The sequence below is a fragment of the Chelativorans sp. genome (assembly GCF_031180965.1).
GTDB lineage: Bacteria > Pseudomonadota > Alphaproteobacteria > Rhizobiales > Rhizobiaceae > Chelativorans.
The window spans coordinates 1-23,097 of the sequence record NZ_JAPSLH010000017.1; the positions used below are offsets into that span (position 1 = coordinate 1).

Sequence of the window (23,097 nt, forward strand, 5' to 3'; positions counted from 1 at the left end):
TTCAAGGTCGGCCTCGGCTACAATTTCGGCTCCTTCTCCGACGACCTCAGAGACCTTACCCTCGACGACCAGGGCGTCTTCCTCAATGTCGTCGGAAAATTCTGACCGCATCTGCCCCCGCCGCAAACGCGGCGGGGGCATCTTTTTGCAAGGCGACGGTTCAGGGGTGGCGGCGGGAACGTGTCAGACGAAATTATGGACCTGTGATGGATGCGGTGAAGAAAGGCTGCTCAAGGCGAACGACGGCTACCGCTGGGTCACCGTCTCATCTCCTGAACCCGGATCCGAGGAAACAAAGGTTCAACTCTGCCCCGCCTGCCGGGTGAAGCTTGTTCAAGCAACTATGCTACCTGACACGACCGATTCCAATGCCGTCGCGGCACCCAGTTCAAGTGCATTGGCGCCAGAGCGTGAGTGAATGTTTATCAAGAATACTGGTTTGCGCTGAGCTCGCCAATTCGTTACGTGGTTGCGCCAATGGCCATCCCTGCGCCAAGAAGGAAGTCAGCACAACAACCCTCACCTCGCAGAGGTTGTCACCGCGATGTCCGCTTCTGAAGGTCGGCAAAAGCCGGCGAAAAATCAATCGTTTTGGTGGGCCCGGAGGGACTCGAACCCCCAACCAAGCGGTTATGAGCCGCCGGCTCTAACCATTGAGCTACAGGCCCGGCCAAGCTAACGACTTAATCAAGTTTCGCTTGAGGCACAAGCGGGGCGCCGCAATCAGTTCATAATCCGCGCCTACTGAGTCGCGGCTTCAACAATCACAGGAGATTGCCATGATCCGTTCCTCCATCCCGCTGGCGCTCGCCATTTCCTTCGCCGCGGCGCTGCCAGCAGGGGCGCAGGAGACCATGCAGCCGAAGATCACGGTGATCGGGGAGGGCGAGGCGAAACTTGCTCCGGACATGGCGGTGATCCGGCTCGCCGTCGTGCGGCAGGCGGATACCGCGCGCGAGGCCATGGACGCCAACAACCAGGCCATGACCGCGGTGGTGGCGGCGCTGAAGGAAGCGGGGATCGAGGCGCGCGATCTGCAGACCAGCGGGCTCGCCGTCGAGCCGCAATATGTCTATCCCGACAGCCAGAACAGCGAGCCGAAGCCGCGGATCACCGGCTACCAGGTGACCAATGGGCTCACGGTCCGCATCCGCGATCTTGCGAAAGTGGGCGAGATCCTGGACCGGTCGGTCAATCTCGGCGTCAATCAGGGCGGCTATATCTCCTTCACCAATGACGATCCGGATGCGGCGCTGAACGAAGCACGCAAGCGCGCGATCCAGGATGCCGTCGTCAAGGCGCGCATCCTGGCGGAGGCTGCGGGTGTGGCGCTCGGGGACGTGCTGGAGATCTCGGAGAACATGATGGGCTCGCCGCCGCCCATGCCGCTCGGCGCCAAGGCGATGCGCATGGAAGCGGCGGCCGATGCTTCGGTGCCCGTGGAAGCCGGCGAGAACAGCTATACGGTCCAGGTGAACGTCACCTTCGAACTCGACCAGAACTAGTCTGGCCGGCTGCGAACGAAGAACGCCGCCGGCTTACCGGCGGCGTTTCGATTCGGATTGCCGGGCTGCGCTCAGTTTGTGCGGATCACCGGGCAGCGCGGCGCGCGGGCGAACACGATGCTGGCGCGGTCGAAGCGCGTGCGACCGGTCACGCGGATCGTATTCCTGTTCGCACGCGTCACGCGCACGTTACGCAGGCCCATCCGGTACGCCTTCTCGACGGCATCTCGCGGCGAGCAGGAGGCGAAGCGGCGCGGAGGACGGCGGTCGTGACGATCGCGGTCTACGATATAGACACCGCCCCGAGCGTCGCGGCCGCCAAAGCTGAAATAGACTCCATCCGCCTGGGCGGTTGCGGGCGCTGCGGCGAGGGTGCCGAGGCCCATGAGGGCGGATAGGGCTGCGATCTTGATCTTGCGGAACATGGTGATCTCCCGTTCTGGTTTTGCGATGCCAATCGCCGAAGCGAATGACGGGAGATTGCGACGGCGCATCTGAACCGGTGCCGAACCCCGCGTTCATGCTGGGTTCAGGTGGGTTTCAGCTCTTTGACAACTCCGAAACCAACATGGAAGCGTCGTAGCAGGCAGTGATCCGCGAGATGAGGCCATCATCGTCGACATCGAGGAAGATGCCGGCGGCAATCCGAAACGGCTGTCCGCCCGCCGGCGGAAGGCCCGCCAACGTGGCATTGTATGTGCCGCGCAGGGTGAACTCGGCGGCCGCGCGCAGACCGCCGGGAGCGGTCATGACGGCAAGATCGGCGGCCGCTGCGCGGAAGTGGCGGGAAAGGCCCGCCAGCCGCCAGCGGACCCTATCGCGGCCGATCTCGCGCCCCTGGCCGGGCAGGTCGAGCGCGACGTCCTCCGACAGGCAGGAGAGGAGAGCCTCGACGTCTCCTGAATTCAGCGCCGCGAAGGCGCGTGCGACGAGATCGCGCGTTTCGGCTTCGCTCACGGTTCCTCCTCCAGGACGTGTTCGAAATACTCTTCCACCTCGGCGAGTTCATCCTCATGCGCGCTGATGCGGCCACGCATGGAAATGCCCGCCTCGTGCACGGTCTCCGGTCGTCCGGAGACCAGCGGGTGCCACCAGGCAAGGTCCTTGCCTTCTGCGATCAAACGGTAGGCGCAGGTGGAAGGAAGCCAGGTCAGCTCGCGCACATTCTGCGGCGTCAGCCGCACGCAATCGGGAACCCGGGCAAGACGCCCGGGATAGTCGGTACAGCGGCAGCAGGCAGCATCGAAGAGCCGACAGGCGACGCTCGTCCAGTGGATCTGGCCGGTGTCCTCGTCCTCCAGCTTGGCGAGGCAACACTTGCCGCAGCCGTCGCAGAGCGACTCCCATTCTGCCTCGCTCATCGCCTCGAGCGGCTTCGTTTTCCAAAAAGCTTCCATTGGCCAGGATGTGGCCCCAACCGGCAATGAGGTCAAGCATGCACAGGAACACGGCCCGGTTCTTCCGGGAACCAAGCGGCAGATCGCAAATTTACCGAGCGGAAGGGATTCCCACCAGGAGCGGAAAAAGAATGACCAAATCGAACCGGTTTTTGGCAGGAACCGCATTGTCTCTGCTAATGGCCGCGCCCTTTGCGGCGCAGGCGGACGTCATGCGCCCTGGCGCCGCAGAGAGGATGGCGGGCGAGAGGCCCTTGATGCTGGCGCAGGCAGAAGGTGCAGGCGGAGGCGAGTGCCCGCCCGGAACCGCGCCGGCCGAAGGCGGATGTGCTCCGGTGGAGCAGCAGGCGCCGGCCGAGGAAGCGCCGGCCGAGGAAGCTCCTGCTGAGGAGGCGCCTGCCGAGGAGGCGGCTCCGGAACCCGAGGCAGCCCCCGAACCTGCCCCGGAGCCCGAAGCTGCTCCCGAGCCTGAGCCCGAAGCGCCGGTGACGGAGGAAGAGCCCACCGCGCCGGCCGAAGAAGCGCCAGCCGAGGCGGCTCCCGCGGAAGATGAGGCGCCCACCGAGGAAGCGCCCGCCGAGGAGGCTGAGCCTCAGGCGGAGGAGGCCGCTCCCGCCGATGAAGCGCCTGCCGAAGAGGCCGCGCCCGCGACGGAGGAAGCACCGGAGGCGGCTCCCGAGACTCGGGAAGCACCGGCCGAGGCAGAGGCGCCGACAGCCGAGGAGCCCACAGCGGAGGATGAAGCCCCCGCCGAGGACGAGACGCCCGCGGCGGAAGAAGAAGGTCCCGCCGAAGAGGCTCCTGCCGCTGAAGACGCCCCTGCCGCCGAGGAAGCCCCGGCTGAAGAGCCGACCGCCGAGCCGACCGCGCCTGCGGAAGAGCCGGCCGAAGCGGCTCCCACTCCCGATTCTCCCGCCACGCTTGAAGCCGAGCCGGAGACCGGCAAGGAGGCCGCTCCCGGCGAGGAGGCGGAGCAGCCGGGTGGAGCCGAAGGCGAGACCGCCGATGAGCCGGCTGCGGGCCAGGTAATTCAGCCCGGGCAGGTTGCGCCCACGGAGGGCGAGGAAGTACTGCCTGAAAATGCCGCTCCGGTGCTGGACAGTCAGAAGGAAGCCCAGCCGGCGAAAGAGCCCGCTACCGAAGGGCAAGCTGCTCCGGCCGAGCAGCCCGCCGATCAGGCAGCGCCCGCGCCCCAAGCAGAACCGGCACCCCTGCCCCAGTCGGACGCGCAGGCGCAAAAGGACGCTGTCGACCCCGAACAGATGCGCGAGCAGATCCGTGCGCTCGTGCAGGAGGAGGGGCAGCGGATCGAGCTCGGGCAGACGCCTGAGGATCGCGTGGTGCGCCGCCGCGAGCTCTTCCAGCCGCGCGAGGATGTCCGGGTGGTGCAGGAGTTCAACGACAACCGGACGATCGTCGAGATCAACAACCGCATCTATGTGGAGAGCCCGGATTATGACCGGATCGTCCGCCGCGACGACGAAGTCTGGTACGAGGAGCTGCGCGGCGGCCGCGTGCGGGAAGTGGTGGAACGCCGCGACGGGACACGCGTCATCACCGTGCGGAACCGCTACGGCGATGTGATGAGGCGCGTGCGCGTGACGCCGGATGGGCGGGAATATGTGCTGGTCTATGTGCCGGAGGACCGCTTCGACCGCACCGTCCGCTTTGAGGATCCGGGCCGTGAGCTGCCGCCGCTGAGGCTTACCATCCCGGTCAGCGAATACATCCTCGAGGCCGAACGGGTGGAGGATCCCCAGCGCTATGTGGAGTTCCTCGAGCAGCCGCCGGTGGAACCGGTGCGTCGCTTGTACTCCCTGGACGAGGTGAAATACTCGGCACGCGTGCGCGACATGGTGCGGCGCATCGATCTCGACACGATCAACTTCGAGTTCGGCTCGGCCAGCATTGCCGAGAGCGAGATACCGAAACTCGAAGGTGTTGCTGAGGCGATGCTGGAAGTGCTGGAAAAGAACCCTGCGGAGACCTTCCTGATCGAGGGCCACACTGACGCCGTGGGTTCCGATACAGCCAATCTTGCCCTGTCCGACCAGCGCGCCCAGGCGGTGGCGGAGGCGCTCAGCAATGTCTTTGGCATACCGCCCGAAAATCTGGCCACTCAGGGCTATGGCGAGCAGTATCTGAAGATCAAGACGGAGGAGCGTGAACGGGAAAACCGCCGCGTCGCGATCCGCCGCATCACACCGCTGGTGGCTCCGGTGGCGAGCAATCAGTAGAGCTTCCCTGCGGTCCCTGGCCGCAGGAAAGAGCCCGGCCGGATTTCCTCCGCCCGATGGGCACCACGATGAGCGAAGCAGAAGCCCCGCCGGTCCGCCGGCGGGGTTTTCTCGTCGTGGTGTGGATTCAGGCGTGGTACTCGGCTGGCTCGAGATGCTTATCGTGCGCGGCTTTGCGGCGACAGAACGCGCGGGACGACCACCCGCGGCGCAATAGGCGGTTGGGTGTCGAGCGGCGGCGGCCGTCTCAGCGTCGGCCGGCAATTGGGATAGACGCCGGCAGTTCCGGCAGGGCAGGCGGAGCGCACCGCGGGGCGGCAGGTCGGGTAATAGCCCACCGTCCCCGGGGGGCATTGCGGGTGGATTTGCGGACGAGCGCATCGGCCTTCCATCAAAACCGAGCCGGTCGGGCAGGTGGGCTCGATGACGCGGTGGCGCTGTCCGCCAAGCGCCCGGTTTTGCCCATGGCTGGCAGCTGTGGAAAACGCCGCGGTGAGCAGGACAGCTGCGAAGAGGATGCCGGACCTTGGGAGGCGCGAGCCGCGCACTTGCCGACACGGCGGGCTTGGGGTCATGGCCTCCTCCAAACGGATCAGTTGCGAGATGCGGAAGCGCCGCTCGGACGTCATGCGGATATTGGCGCTTTGCGGCGGAAATCAAGGTTCGGGAGCGCGATCCAGCCGGGCCCGGGCGAGGACTTCCCTATCGCCGCTGGAAACGCAGGTTCACGGAAACCGTGCCGCCCCTATAGCCGCTCGGAGGACGCGGGTAGGGCGCTGCGCGCCGGGCGGCGGCCAGCGCCTCCTGATCGAAGACGCGATGGCCGGAACTCCGGCCGAGGCTTGCGCCGACAAAGTTGCCTTGCGGTCCGAGCCTTATGGCGAGGCGCACCGTAGCGGAAATGCCGGTAACCCCCGGCGGATAGCGTTGATGCCGCTGCACATGGCTGGTCAGACGCCTCGCATAGGCCTGGAGTTCGCCCGCGGTCGCGCCGCCTCTGCGGCCGGGCGCCGAGCCGGCCGACGCCCTTTGGGCGGGCTTGGCCTGTTTTCCAGTTGGTTTTTTCGCCGTGGCAGCGGGCCTAGAAGCCCGTGCGCGCCCCTCCGCCGGGTGCTTCCGATCCGCCTTTGCCGGGCTGCGCGCCTGCTTAGGCGCGGTTTTCTCGGGGGCCTTTACCCTTGTCGCCTTCGGCGGTTCGGGCCGAGGCGTCGGGACAGGAATGTCTTCGGTGGGCAGGAGCACCGATGCCATCACTTCGGTCCGAGGTTCTGGCACTTCCGGCGAAGGCTGGGTCGGCGGCTCCTCGGGGGCAGTCTCCACCGCCTGAGGGTCGGTTGCACCGTCAGGTTTTCGCGTAGCAGGGTTGGCATCCCGGAGTTCCTCCGGCTCTTCCCGCACCGGCTCTTCAGGCGCGGGGTTCCGCGACGATTGCTCTTGCGCAATCTCACGCAATGGCTCGGCTGTCTCTGTGGGCGCCTGCGTCGGCGGCGCGGCAGCTTGTTCTTGCGGCGTAGGTGTCGCTTCCGTCGAGATTTCGTTAGCCGAGCCGATAGTCGATGTTTGCTCTGGTGCCGGCTCGGCGAGCGGCCTCTCCTCCGCGGGCGTGTTTTCGGCCCGCGGCATCGAAGCTTCCGTTCCCGCGCGCGCTCTCGGTTCCGGCGTTTCGAGGATGATCGCGACGTTGACGGCGTCGATGCTCGCTTCCGCACCCGGACGGGTCAGCCGGTCGAGGAGGAAGGTCAACACTCCGGCATGGACCAGAGCGGAAAGGCCTAGCGCCAGGAGGATGCCGGCCGAATAGAGCCGTCCTCGCCTCAGCACCACAGGCTCGGGCGGAGGGGGCAGGGCGGGCGCCGCATCTGGCGAGGGCGGGGCGGCGTCGAGCTCGACGGGAGGCGGGTGCTCCGTCCGGAAGGGCACCTCCAGGGCGGACGCAACGGGCTCCGCCTCGGCAGGTTCGCGCATGCGGGCGTGTTCCGGCCAGACAGTCATGGCGCGGCGCCCGTAAGCCCCGTCGGCGCCAGGATCAAGCCGCCCTCGTCGCGTGCGACATGGGCGGTGACGCCATAGATTTCAGCCAGACGCGCTGCATCCATCACCGCCTCGGGGCGACCTTCGGCGGCGATGCGGCCGTCCCTCAGCATCACGACGCGATCGCACCAACGGGCGGCAAGCGTGAGGTCATGCAGCGAGACGAGAATGGCGCGGCCCTCGCCGGCCAGGCGGCGCAAGGCCTGCATCATCATCATCTGATGCGCGGGGTCGAGGCCGGATGCGGGCTCGTCGGCAATCAGGCAGGGCGTGGACTGGGCCACGGCGCGGGCGGCGAGGACCCGCGCCTGCTCCCCGCCGGAAAGCTCCGAAGCCGGCCGTTCGGCGAGATGGGCGACGTCCATGAGGATAAGCGCGCGCTCCACAATGGCTTCGTCTTCGGCCGTTGGCGGGGCGCCGAAGCGGCGCCAGGGTATGCGGCCAAGGGCCACGAGATCGCGTACGGCGAGCCGCCAGCCGACGATGCGCGTCTGCGGCAGATAGGCAAGAATCCGCGCCCGGGCGGCTGGCGAGAGGGCCGCAAGATCGTCCCCGCCAAAGCGTATGTCGCCCCGCGCTTCAACAAGGCCGGCGATGGCGCGCATCAGGGTGGACTTGCCGGCGCCATTGGGGCCGAGCAGCCCCACCACTTCACCGGGCGAAAGCGCCATGGAAAGGCCATGGAGCACGGGGCGGCCCGACAGCGATACGTCGAGATTTCCTATGTCGAGGCGCATCAGAAAACCTCCCGGCGGGAGCGCACCACCAGCCAGAGGAAGAAGGGCGCGCCGATGAGCGCGGTCAGCACCCCGACATTGAGCTCGCCCGCTGGCAGGACGACACGCGCTGCGACATCCGCCGCAAGCAGCAGGGCAGCCCCGCCGAGACCGGCAGGCAGGAGGAGGCGGCTGGGCAGGCGGTTGGTCAGCGGGCGGATGAGATGAGGCACGACCAGGCCGACAAAGCCGATCGTGCCGGCGACGGCCGTGGCCGCCCCGACCCCAAGCGCGACTCCCACGACGATGAGCAGCCGCGTGCGTGCCATGTGAATGCCGAGACTCGCCGCGGCCTCCTCGCCGAGCGACAGGGCGTCGATGGCGCGGGCGGAGAGGGCAATGAGCAGCCAGCCGCCGGCCATGAGGGGGAGGGCGAGCCAGACATGCTCGATCGAGCGGTCCTTCAGCGAGCCCAAGAGCCAGAAGATGATCTCGTAGCTCGCGAAAGGGTTGGGCGAGAGGTTGAGAACGAGGGAGGTGAGCGCACCCGAGAGGCTGGAGAGCGCGACGCCGGCCAGGATGAGCGTCAGCGTCGAGCCGCTGCGGGCGGCGAGCGCCAGAAGCAGCAGGACCGCAAGAAGCGCGCCGATCAGCGCGCCGGCCGGAAGCGCATAGAGCGTGCTGCCCGCAAGGCCCGTGTAGAAGGCTGCGACCGCGCCGAAGGCGGCCATGGCGGAGACGCCTATGATGCCGGGCTCGGCGAGGGGGTTGCGCAGGAAGCCCTGCAGCACCGCGCCCGAGATGCCGAGCGTGAAGCCGATGGCGAGGCCGAGAATGGCGCGCGGGAGGCGAATCTCGCGCATGATGACGGCGGCCGCCTCGCTACCGCCGGCAAGAAGGCCACGCACGCTTTCGGAAGGTCCAAGCTCCGCCGGGCCGACGGCCAGCGAGGCCAGGAACAGGGCGAGCGCGAGGAGGCCGAGGAGGGCATTGAGGGCAAGCGGCCTCATCGCGCCTCCCCGCACGGCGCGATCTCTTCCCGCAGCGCGGCAAGCGCCTTCACCGCCTGGATCACAAAAGGTCCGCCGCAGGACCACGCGCCGCGCGGCACGAACGGGCCGATGCGCGTGCCGGAAAACGCCCGCAGCGCAGGATGATGCGGTACGCGGGCGCCGAGCGAGGGCGCATCCTCCTCGCCGGCGCGCGTGATGATGATGTCCGGCTTCTGCTCGACGATCAGCTCGAGGGGGAAGGGCGCCATGCCCTCGATGCCGGCTTCGCTCGCCAGATTTCGGAACCCGGCGGCAGCGAGCACTGAGTCCGCCAGCGTGCCGCGCCCGAGCGCCACCCCCGCTTGCTCATAGGCCAGCGCCGTCGGGCGGGCCTCGCATCGGCGGCTTTCGATGTCGGCAAGCTCCGTCTCGAAAGACCTCGCCAGGGCCTCGGCGCGCTCCTCGCGCCCGAGCAGCGCGCCCATGCGGCGGATCTCGCCGGGAATCGTGTCGAGCGTCTGGACGAAGCTGAATTCCTCCACGCGAAAGCCGAGCCGCTTCAGGAGGGGTGTCGTGTTCTGCAGCGAATAGGTGCCGGTGACCACGAGGTTCGGCCGCTCAAGGAAGACCTCCTCCGCGCGGCCGTGATTGATGGGATAGGCCGTCGCCTTCTCCGACAGGGGGGAGAGCATCGGGTCGCGCGACAGGAAGGAAATAGAGATCAGCTGGCCGGGCGCGGCGAGCGCCATGGCCAACTGGTCCGTGCACAGATTGAGCGACATGACGCGGGCGGGCTCAGCGATGGCTGATAAGCAAGAGAGCGCCAGTGTGAAGGAGGCGATGGAGGTCCTGTATAGTGCCTTGAGGAGACCTCCTCTCCACCCCGGTTTGCTCGGCACCTCTCCCCCTTGCGAGCGAGAGGGAGAGCCATCGAGGGCGTCAGGCCGAGATGGAGAGGAGGTGGGTTTCACGGCCCGAATTTTGCCCTGAAGCCCGCGAAGACCGACAAATCCGCCGTGTTGAAGCCGCGAGCGGTCTCGTAGTCTTGATCGAGCAGGTTTTCCACGCGCAAGTAAAGCTCAGTATCTTCAGTAGGTTTGTAGGCGAGCTTCGCGTTCAGCAGGAAGTAATCATCGAGAGGCTCGCCGTCGGTGTCCACCACATCGACGGCAAGCTTGCCGGCGGCCGAGACGCTCCACTTTTCGAAGGGCTCGTAGGAAGCGACGAGGCCTATCGCGTGCCGGGGGACGCGCGGAAGCCGCTCACCCTCCTGGTCGACCGAATGGGTATAGGTATAGGCGGCGCCGAGCGTGAAGCGGTGGTTCACCTCATAGGCGAACGAGGCTTCGACACCGCGCATGCGAGAGGTGCCTTCGATCTGCCGGTACTGGCACTCGAAGGGCTGTATTTCGACACATTCGATCAGGTCGTCGATTTCGAGCTGAAAATAGGTGAGGTCCGCCACCAGCGCGTTGTCAAGGAAGCGTTGCTCGATGCCTATGTCGAAGCTGGCGCTCGTCTCCGGCGTGAGGGCGGCATTGCCGACGGGAACACCGCCCATGGAGAGCGGCGGCGCAAACAACTCATACAAGCTCGGCGCGCGGAAGCCGGTACCGGCGGATGCGTGGAGCCTGCTGCCGGTCTCGGGAATGAGATAGGCGCCGGAGACGCGGTATGTGGTCTCGCCGCCAAACTCCTCGTGTTCATCATGGCGCAGGCCAAGCGTCAGGGTGAGGTTTTCTGTCGGCGTCAGAATGCCCTGTCCCCAGACCCCGGTCATCGAGGTGGAGGCGTCAATGGGAAGCGAACCGGCGCTGTCGAAGAAGCGCGCCTTTTGGCGTTCGTGATCGATACCGTATTGCAGGGTCAGCCAATCGACCGCTTGGAACGAGCCCTGATATTCCACCTTCGCCCGGCTTCCTTCATAGTCCGCGTCATACGGGCCGAACATGGAGTCGGTATGGAGGGTCCGTTCGAGTGAAAAGCCCTGCACGGCAAAACTGTTCTTGAGGCGGCCGTCCATCAGATCGAGATTGAAGCCGGCGCGCCCGGCGATCTGCCGGTTCCTGTTGACATTGGCGTGGAACGGATCGTCTTGCGGCGGATCGCCGAAGGCGTCGTCGAATTCTGCTTCGCCGTCGATATAAAGGCCGGAGCCAAAGACGGAGAAGTTCTCGTTCAGCCGGTATTCAGCTCCGAGATCTACGGTCAGATTGTCGTAAGCGTCACGCTCGCTTCCAGCGGCCGCAGACGAGAACCCGTCCGTATGGAGGCCGAGCACATTGAGTGAAAGGCGCGCGCGCTCGTCGGCGGCGCGCAGCCCATAGGCCCCGCGCGCAGTGCCGTAGGAGCCGCCTTCGCCGGCAAGGATGTGCGCCACTCCCGGCTCGATTTCGCCCAGGGTTGAAAGGCTGATGACACCGGCGATCGCGTCGGAACCGTAGAGCGTGCTCTGGGAGCCGCGCAGCACTTCGATCGAGTCGAGGCCGCCCGAAAGCAGGTACTGGTAGGAGGTCTGCACCTGCGTGTTGGTGGGATCGGAGATGTCGATGCCATTATAAAGCGTCTTCACATAGCGGCGCGGGGCGCCACGGATGGAGAGGCTGGATTCGGTTCCCGGTCCGCCGGGAGAGGTGATGGCGACGCCCGGCACAAGGTCGAGATAGTCGGTGACGAGCGGAAGCGACTGCTCCTCGATCTCCACGCGGCCGATGCGCGTGACCGAGGAGCCGGTCTGCGAAAACTCCGTCGGCGCCCGATTCGGCGTCACCACAATTTCGCCGAGGTCGATGTCCTGGGCGCCGGACGGGCCGGTGGCGAGGATGATGGAAAGTGCCGATGCGCCGGCGAGAAGGCTGGATGCTATACGTGATGCGGTCATTTTTCCCCTCCGCACATACCCCGATGATGCTGGAGGGAACGGCCAATGGCCGTGGGTCCGCCAGCGATGACTTTGCCCGTCACCACTGCGAAACCACAGCCCCGGAAGCTGCCCGCATCCGGAAGGTGACGACCCGAGGCAGGTTTCCTGGCTCGCGCTTCGTCGGTTTCCTCGCCTTCCCAGGCCGCATAGCCCAGTGGCAATTGAGAGAACCTCGGCGCTCACAGTTGCGGGAGCAGCTACGGTTGGGGCCAAAAAGCCCTTCCGTATTCCCTTTTATCCCCGCGGTTGAAGCGGGGCACCTCTGGCACGAAGCGAGAATTACCAAGGCGGTCCGATGCCGTCAATCAAGCCCTAAGCACATGGCCGGCGGAATCGCGCTGGAGGATCCCAGTCGCAAGCCGGACAGGGTCGGCGAGATTTCCGCCACATTTCCCACATCCGCGGCGTCCCCAATGCGCCGGTTGCCGGAATTTTGGCAGGAATGTTGCGCTTGCGACGTCGGCTTTTTGACAAGGGGGCCCGAATGCGGAATGGTAGGGCTCCAGCGGGTGCTGGCATCAAGAATTCGGGAATCGAAGAGGGGAGAGCGTCGATGAGATTCTTCAGGAGCAATGGCGGACGCATTCCGGCGCGGATAGCTGCGCTCGGCGAGGAGGCGCGCGCGGGCAGGATGGATCGACGCGAATTCCTGGCGCTCGCCAGCATCTTCGGCGCCACCGCCGCCGGGGCATACGCGCTGGCCGGGCTGACCCTGCCGACGCCCGCTTTGGCCCAGGAGCCGAAGAAGGGCGGCGTGCTCAAGATGGCCATGTGGATCAAGGATCCCAAGGACCCGCGCACTGCCGACTGGTCGGAGATCGCAAATGCGATGCGCCAGACGCTCGAGCCGCTGGTCAAATACACCCACGAATTTACCTTCGAAGGCAGGCTGCTGGAAGGCTGGGAGGTGAACGAGGAGGCCACGGAATATCTGTTGCGCGTCCGGCAGGGCGTCACCTGGAACAACGGCGATCCCTTCACGGCAGATGATGTCGTCTACAACATCACGCGCTGGTGTGATCAGACCGCCGAGGGCAATTCCATGGCGACGCGGCTCGCCTCGCTGATCGACCCGCAGACCAAGAAGGCACGCGAGGGCTCGATCGAGAAGGTGGACGATCAGACCGTCAAGCTCACTCTGCAGAAGCCGGACATTTCCATCATTCCGGGCTTTGCCGACTATCCCGGGCTGCTCGTGCACCGGACCTTTGACGAGACGGGCCGGGACTTCGTCGCCAATCCCATCGGCACCGGGCCATTCGAGCTCGTCTCCTACGAGGTGGGAAACCGCGTCGTCCTGAAGCGGCGCGAGGACGGCAAGTGGTGGGGCGGCGAGACCTATCTCGACGGCATCGAGTTCATCGACTACGGGCCGGACCCGTCCGCCATGGTGAGCGCTTTCGAAGCGGGCGAGGTGCACACCAATTACGAGACCACCGCCGACTATGTGGACATCCTGGACGGCCTCGGGCTGGTCAAGACCGAGGTGCTGACGGCGACGACGCTGCTTGCCCGCACCAATGTCAACAACAAGCCTTATGACGACCAGCGCGTGCGCAGGGCGCTGCAGCTGGCCGTGGACAATGCGACCGTGCTTGCGCTCGGCTACGGCAATGCCGGCGAGGTGGCGGAAAACCACCATGTCTGCCCGATCCATCCCGAATATGCGGAGCTACCGAAGGTCGAGCGCAACATCGAGGAGGCCAAGCGGCTGATGGAGGAGGCCGGCCAAATGGACCACGAGCATGTGCTCATCACGGTGGACGAGGATTGGCACAAGAATACCGGTGACGCGATCGCCGCGCAGGTGCGCGAGGCAGGCTTCAAGGTGAAGCGCGAGGTGCTGCCCGGCTCCACCTTCTGGAACGACTGGACGAAGTATCCCTGGTCCATGACCAACTGGAACATGCGCCCGCTCGGCATCCAGGCGGTGGCGCTTGCCTATCGCAGCGGCGAGGCGTGGAACGAATCCGCCTACTCCAATCCGGACCTCGACGCGCTGATCGACAAGGCGCTGACAATCCCGGATCCGGAGGAGCGCCGCACCGTGATGGCCGATATCGAGCAGCATATCCAGGATGCGGGCATCATCATCCAGCCCTACTGGCGCAAGCTCTACAACCACTCGGTCGAGGCGGTGAAGGGCCACAGGATCCACCCGACGTTCGAGGTCGACCTGCAAAAAGCATGGCTTGACGAGGCGTGACATCCTTCCGGAGGGAGTGCCGAACGGCGCTCCTTCCGCACCAAAAAGCAGTAAGGACCCCTGAATAAGGGGAGGGGAATATTGGCGAGCTTCATCCTTCGACGCCTTGGTGTCATGGCGCTGACGATGCTGTGCCTGTCGCTGGTGGTGTTCTTCCTCGTCAATCTCGAGCCGAACCTCAAGAAGCTCGCTATCAGTCAACTCGACATGCGCTCCTCGGCCGAGGATCTGGAGAACTGGCTCGACAGGAACGGCTACCGCCAGAACTTTTTCGTCCGCTACGGCCAATGGCTGGGCGTCGTGCCGAAGCAGCCCAACGTCGACCCGGCGACCGGGGCCGCTGTCTCGCGCTTCGCCTTCTGCCGCGAGCCCGCGGAAGCGCGCTATTCCGGCGTGCTGCAAGGCGACTTCGGCTGCTCGACCAAATTCAAGGTGCCGGTGGCGCAGAAGCTCGGTCCGGCGATCCAGGCCACCGGCATCCTGATGTTCTGGGTGATGGCGGTGATGGTGCCGGTGTCGCTGATCATCGGCGTGCTGGCCGGCATGCGCGAGGGGAGCCGGACGGACCGGACCCTTTCGGTAGCCTCCATCACGACCACGGCGACTCCGGAATATGTCTCCGGCGTCATCTTCACCATCGTCTTTGCCTCGTGGCTTGGATGGCTGAACGGGTCGGCCGCTTCGGCCACAAACCAGGGCATCACATTCTACAATTTCACCCTGCCGGTGATGACCATGGCCGTATACGGCATCGGCTATATCGCGCGAATGACACGCGCCTCCATGGTGGAGGTGATGACCCAGCAATATATCCGCACGGCGCGGCTCAAAGGCCTGGGCTTCAACGCGGTGGTGATGAAGCATGCGCTGCGCAATGCGCTGATCGCTCCCTTCACGGTCATCATGCTTCAGTTCCCGTGGCTGCTCACGGGCGTCGTCATCGTCGAGGTGATGTTCCGCTACCAGGGCTTCGGTTTTGCGCTCGTGGAGGCGGCGGCCAATAACGACATCGACCTCTTGCTCGCCTGCTCGCTGATCTCCGTGCTCGTGGTGCTGTCGACGCAGCTCATTTCCGATGTCGGCTACGCGCTGCTCAACCCGCGCATTCGCGTGCGGTAAGGGAGGGGCGGATGCAATACGAGACCATCGGAGCGTTGCAGATCATCCTCGGCGTCATCGCGCGCTTCTGGCCGGTGTGGATCGCGCTGGCCGTTATCCTGGCGCTGAGCTTGAGCCTCAAACGATATCTCGGGCTCTACGGCCACCTCTTCGACACGGGCGTCGGCATCGCCGGCCTCATGATCTGCTTCTTCTGGCTGTTCACGGCCATCTTCGCCGACGTCATAGCGCCCTTTGATCCGCTGCAGCAGATCGCCATCATGAAGGACGCGCCGCCGGGCGCGATCGATCCCAATTCCGGCGCGGTCTTCCTGCTCGGGGCCGACCGCCTGGCGCGCGACGTCTTCTCGCGCGTGGTCTTCGGCAGCCAGATCGTGCTTGTCATCGCACCGGCGGCCACGCTCTTCTCGCTGATGGTCGGCTCCACCCTCGGGCTCCCAGCGGGCTATTATGGCGGGAGGATCGACAGCCTGCTCTCCTTCCTCGCCAATCTGGTGCTCGCCTTCCCGGTGATCCTGCTCTTCTATCTCCTGGTCACGCCCGGCATCCGGGAAACGCCCATACCGCAATGGCTCGCGGGGGTCTTCTTCATGTTCCCGATCATCTTCTTCGGGGCGCTCTTCTACACGCGCTTTGCCGGTCGGCCGGCTCTTCTGGCGGCGCTCCTTGCCGCAACGCTCCTCATCGGCGGCTGGGTCTATGCGGGGCTCGTCTTCGACGCCGATCCGTTGGGCATCATTTCCATCACGTCCAACCAGCTCAACATCTTCGTCGCCGTGGTCTTCGCCTCCAGCCCCGGCGTGTTCCGCATTGTGCGCGGGCTTACCCTGGACATCAAGACGCGCGACTATGTGGCCGCCGCACAGACGCGCGGCGAAAGCGCGTGGTACATCATGCTTTGGGAGATCCTGCCCAATGCGCGTGGGCCGCTCATCGTCGATACCTGCCTGAGAATAGGCTACACGACCATCCTGCTCGGCACGCTCGGTTATTTCGGCCTGGGGCTCGCGCCGGAGAGCCCGGACTGGGGCACGGCCATCAAGGAGTCCAGCCGCCTCTTGCGCGCGCATATCCATCCGGCGCTGCCGCCGGTCATCGCGCTGATGTCGTTCGTACTCGGGCTGAACCTGCTCGCCGATGCGCTGCGCGAGCAGTCGCTGAGGGATTGACGGCATGAACGAGATCACCGCTGCGCATAACGAGACACCCATCCTCGAGATCGAGAACCTCTCCATCTCCTTCTTCACCCGCGCGGGGGAGATTCCGGCCGTCATGGACTTCTCCTGCACGGTGATGCCCGGCGAGGCGATGGGGATCGTCGGCGAATCCGGCTGCGGCAAGTCTACGGTGTCGCTCGGCATCATGCGCGACCTCTCCAACGTCGGAAGGATCGTCGGCGGACGCATAAAGTTCAAAGGCCGCGATATGGCCGAGATGAGCGAGGAGGAACTGCGCCAAGTCCGGGGCAACGAGATCGCCATGATTTACCAGGAGCCGATGGCGAGCCTCAATCCGGCGATGAAGGTCGGCAAGCAGCTCATGGAAGTGCCGCTCATCCATGAGAAGGTCTCCAGGGAGGAGGCGTGGAACCGGGCGATCGACATGGTGCGCGCGGTAAGGTTGCCCGATCCGGAGCGCATCATGCGGTCCTACCCGCACCAGCTCTCCGGCGGGCAACAGCAGCGTATCGTCATCGCCATGGCGCTTCTATCCAAACCATCGCTGCTGCTTCTCGACGAGCCGACCACGGCGCTCGACGTCACGGTCGAGGCGGGCATCATAGAGCTCGTGAAGGGGCTCGGCAGGGAATACGGCACGTCGATGATCTTCGTGTCGCATAATCTTGGCCTGGTCCTCGAGACCTGCGACCGCATCACGGTCATGTATTCCGGCGAGGCGGTGGAGACCGGCAGCGTGCGGGATGTGTTCGAGCACATGCGCCACCCCTATACGCAGGGGCTGTTTCGCTCCATCCCGCTGCCGGGCACGGACAAGAACACGCGGCCGCTGATCGCCATTCCCGGCCAATTGCCGCTGCCGCATGAGAGGCCGAAAGGCTGCAATTTCGGCCCCCGCTGCATGCATTTCCGCGCCGGTTTCTGCGATGCGGCGGAGATTCCGATGGTGGAGGTGGATGGCGCCGCCGGCCACCATTCCCGCTGCGTGCGGATTTCCGAGATCGACTGGGACGCGCTGCCTGAAGGCGCCGCAAAGGCGCGCGCGCCGGTCGCGCCCGGAGCGCCAACGCTGAAGATCGAAGACCTGAAAAAGTACTACCACGTTTCGGGCGGCGGCCTGTTCGGCGGCGGCGAGACCCGCTTGGTGAAAGCCAATGAGTCGCTCAGCTTCGAGGCGCGCGAGGCGGAGACGGTCGCGATCGTCGGCGAATCCGGCTGCGGCAAGTCTACTCTGGCAAAGGTGCTTCTGGGGCTTGAAACCGCCACTGAAGGCCGGGTGACGCTCGGCAACCAGGATATCCAGGATACGCCTGTCGAGGCGCGCGACACAGCGACCGTCGCCGGCATCCAGATGGTGTTCCAGAATCCGTTCGACACGCTGAACCCCAGCCATTCGGTGGGCGCGCAGATCATGCGCACGCTGGAAAAGTTCAGGATCGGCCGCACGGTCGAGGAGCGGCGCAAGAAGATGTTCGAGCTTCTCGACCTGGTAAAGCTGCCGCGCGCTTTCGCGGCGCGCATGCCGCGCCAGCTTTCCGGCGGACAGAAGCAGCGCATCGGCGTTGCGCGCGCCTTTGCAGGCAATGCCAAGGTGGTGGTGGCGGATGAGCCGGTCTCCGCGCTCGACGTGTCCGTGCAAGCCGCGGTGACCGAACTGCTGATGGACATCCAGCGCAAGAACAAGACGACGATGCTCTTCATCAGCCACGACCTTTCCGTCGTGCGCTATCTCGCCGACCGCGTGGTGGTCATGTATCTCGGCCATATCGTCGAGCAGGGCACGACCGACCAAATCTTCTCGCCGCCCTACCACCCCTATACGGAGGCGCTGCTATCGGCCATTCCCCTTGCCGATACGCGGGTGAAGAAGAAGCGCATCGTGCTCGAGGGTGATATTCCCTCAGCCATCGATCCGCCCCCCGGCTGCCCGTTCCAGACCCGCTGCCGCTACAAGCCGCTCGTGCCGGACAAGCTCTGCGAGCGCGAACTGCCGCCCTTCCGCGACCTCGGCGCCGGCCACCGCAGCCTCTGCTGGCTGGGCGACCACGTGCTCAGCAAGATGGAGCCGGTGATCAAGGTGCAGGCGGACGGGTGAGAGATCATCCTCGCGCTTTGCGGTGGTGCTCCGGCGGAGCCGCGGCAGCCTAAAATTTGACCGATTGATAAAAAATTGGAAGTGCGGTAGCGTTCTCCTAAAGAACAAAGGGGAACGGTATGGCTGAACGCCGCTATGAGGACGGTATCGTTGCCGGCCGCCTGTCGCCGGAGGCCTATGCGCTCAACTTCGCGGACCTGCATCCCGCGCTCGACCAGCACGAGGCGCATGTGGAGGCGGACCGCTGCTATTTCTGCTACGACGCGCCCTGCATGCAGGCCTGCCCGACCTCCATCGACATCCCGCTGTTCATCAGGCAGATCGCCACCGGAAATCCGCTGGGCGCGGCAAAGACCATCTTCGACCAGAACATCTTTGGCGGCATGTGCGCCCGCGTCTGCCCGGTCGAGACACTCTGCGAGGAGGCCTGCGTGCGCGAGCATGCGGAGGGCAAGCCGGTGCAGATCGGCCGGCTGCAGCGCTATGCCACCGACACGGCCGTGGCGCGCGGCAAGCAATTTTATACGCGGGCGGCGCCCACCGGCAAGAGGGTGGCCATCATCGGCGCGGGTCCGGCAGGCCTGGCCTGCGCGCATCGCCTCGCCATGCATGGGCATGACGTGACCGTCTACGACGCCAAGCCGAAGGCGGGCGGCCTCAACGAATACGGCATCGCCGCCTATAAGGCGCCGGGAAAATTCGCCCAAGCGGAGGTCGAGTACATCCTCTCCATCGGCGGCATCACGGTCGAGCACGGAAAGGTGCTCGGCCGCGACTTCACCCTGGCGGGGCTCGCGGCAGGCTATGACGCCGTGTTCCTGGGCCTTGGCCTTTCGGGTGTCAACGCCCTGCGCGCGGAGGGGGAGGAGGCCGAGGGCGTGGAAAACGCCGTAGACTATATCGCAACGCTTCGCCAGGCGGAGGACCTGTCGCAACTTCCCGTCGGCCGCCGCGTCGTCGTCATTGGCGGCGGCATGACGGCCATCGACGTGGCCGTGCAGGCGCGTCTGCTCGGGGCGGAGGAGGTCACGATCTGCTACCGCCGCGGACCCGAGCACATGAACGCTTCCGAGTGGGAGCAGGAGCTTGCCGCCGCCAAGGGCGTGACCATCCGCCACTGGCTGCAGCCTAAGCGCGTGATCGCCGAAGGCGGCCGCGCGGCAGGCATCGAGATGGAATATACCGCCATGGTCGATGGCCGGCTGATCGGCACGGGCGAGACCGTCATCCTCAGGGCCGATCAGGTTTTCAAAGCCATCGGCCAGACTTTCGAACCAACCGTGCTCAATGGCAGCGGTGAGGCAATTGCGCTGGAGAACGGGCGCATCCGCGTGGATGCCGAGGGCCGCACGACAATGCCCAAGGTTTGGGCCGGCGGCGACTGCATCCTCGGCGGCGACGACCTCACCGTCTCCGCGACGGCGCAGGGGCGCGACGCGGCGGAAAGCATCCATCGCACGCTGATGGGCGAGGGAGGACATCATGGCTGACATCCGCTCGAATTTCATCGGCATCAAATCGCCGAATCCGTTCTGGCTAGCCTCCGCCCCACCTACGGACAAGGCGTACAATGTGGAGCGCGCCTTCAAGGCCGGCTGGGGCGGCGTGGTCTGGAAGACCCTGGGCGAGGAGGGACCGCCGGTCGTCAACGTCAACGGACCGCGCTATGGCGCCGTCTGGGGTTCCGACCGGCGCCTGCTCGGCTTCAACAATATCGAGCTCATCACCGACCGCGACCTCTACCTGAACCTCACCGAGATCAAGCAGGTGAAGAAAAACTGGCCGGATCGGGCGCTGGTGGTCTCGCTCATGGTGCCCTGCGAGGAGGAAGCCTGGAAGGCCATCCTGCCGCTGGTCGAGGAGACGGAGGCGGACGGCATCGAGCTCAATTTCGGCTGTCCCCATGGGATGAGCGAGCGCGGCATGGGCTCGGCGGTCGGCCAGGTGCCCGAATATGTCGAAATGGTCGTGCGCTGGTGCAAGCAGAACACCCGCATGCCCGTCATCACGAAGCTCACGCCCAACGTCACCGATATCAGGAAACCCGCACGCGCCGCCCATGCGGGCGGAACCGATGCCGTGTCGCTCATCAACACGATCAACTCCATCACCGGCGTCAATCTCGACACCTTCGCGCCGGAGCCCACCATCGATGGCAGAGGAACCCATGGCGGCTATTGCGGGCCGGCGGTAAAGCCCATCGCACTCAACATGGTGGCGGAGATCGCGCGCGATGGCGACACGCGTGGTCTGCCCATTTCCGGCATCGGCGGCATCACCACCTGGCGCGACGCGGCGGAGTTTCTGGCGCTCGGCGCGGGCACGGTGCAGGTCTGCACAGCGGCCATGACCTACGGCTTCAAGATCGTCCAGGAGATGATCGACGGCTTGAGCAATTGGATGGACGAGAAAGGGCACGCCACGCTGGACGACGTGATCGGCCGCGCGGTGCCGAATGTCACCGACTGGCAATATCTCAACCTGAACTACATCACCAAGGCGCGGATCAATCAGGATCTGTGTATCAAGTGCGGGCGGTGCCATATCGCCTGCGAGGACACGTCGCACCAGGCGATAACCAGCATGGTCAACGGCGTGCGCCACTTCGAGGTGATCGACGCCGAATGCGTCGGCTGCAATCTCTGCGTCAATATCTGCCCGGTGGAGGACTGCATCACCATGGTGCCGCTTGCCGCGGGGGAGGTCGACCGGCGCACAGGGCAGGCTGTCCCTGGCGAATACGCCAATTGGACCATGCACCCGAACAACCCGATGAAGGTCGCCGCGGAGTAGGGAAATAGGGCAGCAGGTGCGCGCCTTGAGCGGAACCCGCCGCCCCTACGCCATCTTGCCAGGAGCTCAGGCGGCGATTGTCTGGCGCAGCAGGACGCCGTCCATTCTTTCCAGGAAACGGCGCAGGCGATCGTTGTAATCAGGGGCGACGGCGCTTCTGACCGACGGGCGTTCGGCAAGCGCGGCCCGCCACTTCTGCAGTTTCGGCAGATCGTCAAAGACGCCGAGATCGGTGACCGTGTCGATCAGGTCGAAATAGCGGAAGACCGGCGCGAACACGGCATCCACCACGGTGAAGTTCTCGCCCGCGAAGTAGGGGCCTCCGCCGAGTTCGGCCTCAAGACGCACGAACTTCTCCCGGAGCGCTGCGACCGCGTCGTCGAAAGTTTTCTGGTCGCCCGTCGTCTCGATGGTCCAAAGGTCGGAAAGGGCGGCCGATCCGAACTCCATCCAGGCGCGATGGCGGGCGCGGGTCACCGGATTGTGCGGATGCAGGCGGGGTTCATGCGTCTCGTCCAGATACTCCACGATGGCGGCGCTCTCAAACAGCACCTCCTCGTCCACCTTCAGAAGCGGCACCTTGCCGCGCGGCGAGATCTTCAGAAACCAGTCGGGCTTGTTGGTCAGATCGATGTCCATGCGCTCGAAAGGAACGCCCTTTTCGGCGAGCACGATTGCGGCGCGCTGCACATAGGGGCAAAGATCATGCGATATGAGGGTGAGTTTCCCGGCCATTCGGAGTCTCCTTAGGGTGGCTGCTTGGCATATCAATGCAGTTGCATCTATATGATGACGCGAACTCTGGTTTGTCTAGATGCAGTTGCATGAAAAAGATGCGGGGCTGGAATGACGAAGAGGCCGAACGAGGCGACCACCTGCGCCTGGATCAGCCTGATGCGCACACAACGCCTGGCGCTGAGCCGAGTGGAGGCGAGGCTCAAGGAGGCGAAGCTGCCGCCGCTTTCCTGGTACGACGTGCTGTGGGAGCTGGAGAAAGCCGGGGACCAGGGTCTTAGGCCCTATGAGCTCGAAAAGGCGCTGCTCTTTGCGCAATACAACCTCTCGCGCCTTGCGGAGCGGCTGGCGGCCGCGGGGCTGATCGACCGGCACGAATGCTCGCACGACAGGCGCGGGCAGGTGTTGAAAATCACCGCCAGGGGCAGGGCGCTGCGCCGGGATACCTGGGCCGTCTACGCGCAGGCGATCGAGGATGCAGTAGGCGCGCGCCTCAGCACGGAAGAAGCCGAGACGCTTGCGGTGTTGCTGAAGAAGCTCCAGTAGCAGGCCGAACCCGTTGGGCCGCGCCTGCGATATGCGCTTTCGCCTATTGTGGATATATCATATCCATGATATTATCTATCCAGAATGGGAGCGGATAGATGAAGCTGAGCGAAGGCGTGGAGGCGGCGATCCATTGCGCGGCCGTTCTGGCCCAACTTGAGGAGGGGCGGACGCTTCCCGCCAGTGCGCTTGCGGAGCTACACGGGCTTTCGCAGAGCTACCTGCTGAAACATCTGCAGGCGCTCACCGCGGCGAAGCTCTTCGAATCGGTGCCCGGGCCGCATGGCGGCTACCGCCTCGCAAAGTCGCCTGATCGGATCAGCCTTCTCGACATAGTCCTGGCAATAGAGGGACCCCAGCCCGCCTTCCGCTGCATGGAGATCAGGCAGCGCGGACCGGGCGCCCTCGAGCCTGCCGCCTATGTGAAGCCGTGCGGCATCAACGCCGCCATGCTGAGGGCGGAGCGCGCGTGGCGGGCCGTGCTGGCCGAAACGAAACTGGCGGAGATCGTCGTCGGCTGCCAGGCCGATGCTGATCCCCGCGCTATTGCCTTCAACTGCGCCTTTGTGGCCCGTCATCAGCGGCCGCAGGGCGAAACGTCAACCCAGCAGTCAAAGTAGAAAG

19 protein-coding genes, 1 tRNA gene and 1 riboswitch are annotated in these 23,097 nt (G+C 65.2%); of the genes, 10 read left to right on the forward strand and 10 right to left on the reverse strand.

The genetic code is table 11. The features are described 5' to 3' along the window. Positions 1 to 592: 592 nt before the first annotated feature. Positions 593 to 668 (reverse strand) — tRNA-Ile (locus tag RIN79_RS13610). A 111-nt stretch (positions 669 to 779) separates the two neighbouring features. Between RIN79_RS13610 and RIN79_RS13615 the strand changes: the two genes are divergently transcribed. Then, positions 780 to 1,505 (forward strand): SIMPL domain-containing protein, encoded by a 726-nt coding sequence (locus RIN79_RS13615; RefSeq protein WP_309085212.1) that lies wholly within the window; start codon positions 780 to 782, stop codon positions 1,503 to 1,505. A 71-nt stretch (positions 1,506 to 1,576) separates the two neighbouring features. On the opposite strand, the gene RIN79_RS13620 is transcribed toward RIN79_RS13615, so the two are convergent. The 3 genes from RIN79_RS13620 to RIN79_RS13630 all read right to left on the reverse strand — a co-directional run bounded on the left by RIN79_RS13620 (position 1,577) and on the right by RIN79_RS13630 (position 2,902). Then, positions 1,577 to 1,930, reverse strand: coding sequence for a hypothetical protein (locus RIN79_RS13620; protein ID WP_309085213.1), 354 nt, complete (start codon positions 1,928 to 1,930; stop codon positions 1,577 to 1,579). A 115-nt stretch (positions 1,931 to 2,045) separates the two neighbouring features. Then, the gene (locus RIN79_RS13625) at positions 2,046 to 2,462 is read right to left on the reverse strand and encodes a nuclear transport factor 2 family protein (RefSeq protein WP_309085214.1); all 417 of its coding nucleotides are present in this window, start codon (positions 2,460 to 2,462) and stop codon (positions 2,046 to 2,048) included. Next, positions 2,459 to 2,902 (reverse strand): YcgN family cysteine cluster protein, encoded by a 444-nt coding sequence (locus RIN79_RS13630; RefSeq protein WP_309085215.1) that lies wholly within the window; start codon positions 2,900 to 2,902, stop codon positions 2,459 to 2,461. The genes RIN79_RS13625 and RIN79_RS13630 overlap by 4 nt, the downstream gene beginning before the upstream one ends. A gap of 131 nt (positions 2,903 to 3,033) precedes the next feature. Between RIN79_RS13630 and RIN79_RS13635 the strand changes: the two genes are divergently transcribed. After that, positions 3,034 to 5,139, forward strand: coding sequence for an OmpA family protein (locus RIN79_RS13635; protein ID WP_309085216.1), 2,106 nt, complete (start codon positions 3,034 to 3,036; stop codon positions 5,137 to 5,139). Positions 5,140 to 5,841: 702 nt separating this feature from the next. On the opposite strand, the gene RIN79_RS13640 is transcribed toward RIN79_RS13635, so the two are convergent. The 5 genes from RIN79_RS13640 to RIN79_RS13660 all read right to left on the reverse strand — a co-directional run bounded on the left by RIN79_RS13640 (position 5,842) and on the right by RIN79_RS13660 (position 11,759). Next, on the reverse strand, positions 5,842 to 7,131 hold the full coding sequence (locus tag RIN79_RS13640; RefSeq protein WP_309085217.1) for a TonB family protein: 1,290 nt from the start codon (positions 7,129 to 7,131) through the stop codon (positions 5,842 to 5,844). Continuing rightward, positions 7,128 to 7,907 carry an ABC transporter ATP-binding protein gene (locus RIN79_RS13645; protein ID WP_309085218.1) on the reverse strand — a complete coding sequence of 260 codons (780 nt, stop codon included), beginning with the start codon at positions 7,905 to 7,907 and terminating at the stop codon, positions 7,128 to 7,130. The genes RIN79_RS13640 and RIN79_RS13645 overlap by 4 nt, the downstream gene beginning before the upstream one ends. Then, positions 7,907 to 8,896: an iron ABC transporter permease gene (locus tag RIN79_RS13650; RefSeq protein ID WP_309085219.1), complete on the reverse strand. Its 990-nt coding sequence runs from the start codon at positions 8,894 to 8,896 to the stop codon at positions 7,907 to 7,909. The genes RIN79_RS13645 and RIN79_RS13650 overlap by 1 nt, the downstream gene beginning before the upstream one ends. Then, positions 8,893 to 9,660 (reverse strand): ABC transporter substrate-binding protein, encoded by a 768-nt coding sequence (locus RIN79_RS13655; RefSeq protein WP_309085220.1) that lies wholly within the window; start codon positions 9,658 to 9,660, stop codon positions 8,893 to 8,895. The genes RIN79_RS13650 and RIN79_RS13655 overlap by 4 nt, the downstream gene beginning before the upstream one ends. Positions 9,661 to 9,845: 185 nt before the next feature. Further along, positions 9,846 to 11,759, reverse strand: coding sequence for a TonB-dependent receptor domain-containing protein (locus RIN79_RS13660; protein WP_309085221.1), 1,914 nt, complete (start codon positions 11,757 to 11,759; stop codon positions 9,846 to 9,848). Positions 11,760 to 11,878: 119 nt separating this feature from the next. Further along, positions 11,879 to 12,080: riboswitch (cobalamin riboswitch) on the reverse strand. Between the two features lie 274 nt (positions 12,081 to 12,354). Here RIN79_RS13660 and RIN79_RS13665 point away from each other — a divergent pair. The 6 genes from RIN79_RS13665 to preA all read left to right on the forward strand — a co-directional run bounded on the left by RIN79_RS13665 (position 12,355) and on the right by preA (position 21,192). Further along, the gene (locus tag RIN79_RS13665; protein WP_309085222.1) at positions 12,355 to 14,007 is read left to right on the forward strand and encodes an ABC transporter substrate-binding protein; all 1,653 of its coding nucleotides are present in this window, start codon (positions 12,355 to 12,357) and stop codon (positions 14,005 to 14,007) included. 81 nt (positions 14,008 to 14,088) lie between these two features. Continuing rightward, the gene (locus RIN79_RS13670; protein WP_309085223.1) at positions 14,089 to 15,126 is read left to right on the forward strand and encodes an ABC transporter permease; all 1,038 of its coding nucleotides are present in this window, start codon (positions 14,089 to 14,091) and stop codon (positions 15,124 to 15,126) included. 11 nt (positions 15,127 to 15,137) lie between these two features. Further along, on the forward strand, positions 15,138 to 16,295 hold the full coding sequence (locus RIN79_RS13675; RefSeq protein ID WP_309085224.1) for an ABC transporter permease: 1,158 nt from the start codon (positions 15,138 to 15,140) through the stop codon (positions 16,293 to 16,295). Positions 16,296 to 16,299: 4 nt separating this feature from the next. Next, positions 16,300 to 18,399 carry an ABC transporter ATP-binding protein gene (locus tag RIN79_RS13680; RefSeq protein WP_309085225.1) on the forward strand — a complete coding sequence of 700 codons (2,100 nt, stop codon included), beginning with the start codon at positions 16,300 to 16,302 and terminating at the stop codon, positions 18,397 to 18,399. Between the two features lie 119 nt (positions 18,400 to 18,518). Beyond that, positions 18,519 to 19,889 (forward strand): NAD(P)-dependent oxidoreductase, encoded by a 1,371-nt coding sequence (locus RIN79_RS13685; RefSeq protein WP_309085226.1) that lies wholly within the window; start codon positions 18,519 to 18,521, stop codon positions 19,887 to 19,889. Continuing rightward, on the forward strand, positions 19,882 to 21,192 hold the full coding sequence (gene preA, locus RIN79_RS13690) for an NAD-dependent dihydropyrimidine dehydrogenase subunit PreA (protein ID WP_309085227.1): 1,311 nt from the start codon (positions 19,882 to 19,884) through the stop codon (positions 21,190 to 21,192). Before RIN79_RS13685 ends, preA begins: the two co-directional genes overlap by 8 nt. A gap of 66 nt (positions 21,193 to 21,258) precedes the next feature. Here the strand turns inward: preA and RIN79_RS13695 are convergent, their stop codons facing one another. Beyond that, entirely contained in the window at positions 21,259 to 21,927 is a 669-nt protein-coding gene (locus RIN79_RS13695; protein WP_309085228.1) for a glutathione S-transferase family protein, read from the reverse strand. Between the two features lie 111 nt (positions 21,928 to 22,038). Between RIN79_RS13695 and RIN79_RS13700 the strand changes: the two genes are divergently transcribed. Together RIN79_RS13700 and RIN79_RS13705 are read left to right on the forward strand one after the other, a co-directional pair. Continuing rightward, on the forward strand, positions 22,039 to 22,473 hold the full coding sequence (locus RIN79_RS13700) for a MarR family transcriptional regulator (protein WP_309085229.1): 435 nt from the start codon (positions 22,039 to 22,041) through the stop codon (positions 22,471 to 22,473). 98 nt (positions 22,474 to 22,571) lie between these two features. After that, positions 22,572 to 23,093, forward strand: a complete 522-nt coding sequence (locus RIN79_RS13705; RefSeq protein WP_309085230.1) for an Rrf2 family transcriptional regulator — start codon at positions 22,572 to 22,574, stop codon at positions 23,091 to 23,093. Positions 23,094 to 23,097: the final 4 nt, after the last annotated feature.

Coding starts and splice junctions, on each gene's coding strand:
- RIN79_RS13615 (WP_309085212.1), top strand. CDS start 780: ATGATCCGTTCCTCCATCCCGCTGGCGCTCGCCATTTCCTTCGCCGCG.
- RIN79_RS13620 (WP_309085213.1), bottom strand. CDS start 1,930: ATGTTCCGCAAGATCAAGATCGCAGCCCTATCCGCCCTCATGGGCCTC.
- RIN79_RS13630 (WP_309085215.1), bottom strand. CDS start 2,902: ATGGAAGCTTTTTGGAAAACGAAGCCGCTCGAGGCGATGAGCGAGGCA.
- RIN79_RS13635 (WP_309085216.1), top strand. CDS start 3,034: ATGACCAAATCGAACCGGTTTTTGGCAGGAACCGCATTGTCTCTGCTA.
- RIN79_RS13640 (WP_309085217.1), bottom strand. CDS start 7,131: ATGACTGTCTGGCCGGAACACGCCCGCATGCGCGAACCTGCCGAGGCG.
- RIN79_RS13645 (WP_309085218.1), bottom strand. CDS start 7,907: ATGCGCCTCGACATAGGAAATCTCGACGTATCGCTGTCGGGCCGCCCC.
- RIN79_RS13650 (WP_309085219.1), bottom strand. CDS start 8,896: ATGAGGCCGCTTGCCCTCAATGCCCTCCTCGGCCTCCTCGCGCTCGCC.
- RIN79_RS13655 (WP_309085220.1), bottom strand. CDS start 9,660: ATGTCGCTCAATCTGTGCACGGACCAGTTGGCCATGGCGCTCGCCGCG.
- RIN79_RS13660 (WP_309085221.1), bottom strand. CDS start 11,759: ATGACCGCATCACGTATAGCATCCAGCCTTCTCGCCGGCGCATCGGCA.
- RIN79_RS13665 (WP_309085222.1), top strand. CDS start 12,355: ATGAGATTCTTCAGGAGCAATGGCGGACGCATTCCGGCGCGGATAGCT.
- RIN79_RS13675 (WP_309085224.1), top strand. CDS start 15,138: ATGCAATACGAGACCATCGGAGCGTTGCAGATCATCCTCGGCGTCATC.
- RIN79_RS13680 (WP_309085225.1), top strand. CDS start 16,300: ATGAACGAGATCACCGCTGCGCATAACGAGACACCCATCCTCGAGATC.
- RIN79_RS13685 (WP_309085226.1), top strand. CDS start 18,519: ATGGCTGAACGCCGCTATGAGGACGGTATCGTTGCCGGCCGCCTGTCG.
- preA (WP_309085227.1), top strand. CDS start 19,882: ATGGCTGACATCCGCTCGAATTTCATCGGCATCAAATCGCCGAATCCG.
- RIN79_RS13695 (WP_309085228.1), bottom strand. CDS start 21,927: ATGGCCGGGAAACTCACCCTCATATCGCATGATCTTTGCCCCTATGTG.
- RIN79_RS13700 (WP_309085229.1), top strand. CDS start 22,039: ATGACGAAGAGGCCGAACGAGGCGACCACCTGCGCCTGGATCAGCCTG.
- RIN79_RS13705 (WP_309085230.1), top strand. CDS start 22,572: ATGAAGCTGAGCGAAGGCGTGGAGGCGGCGATCCATTGCGCGGCCGTT.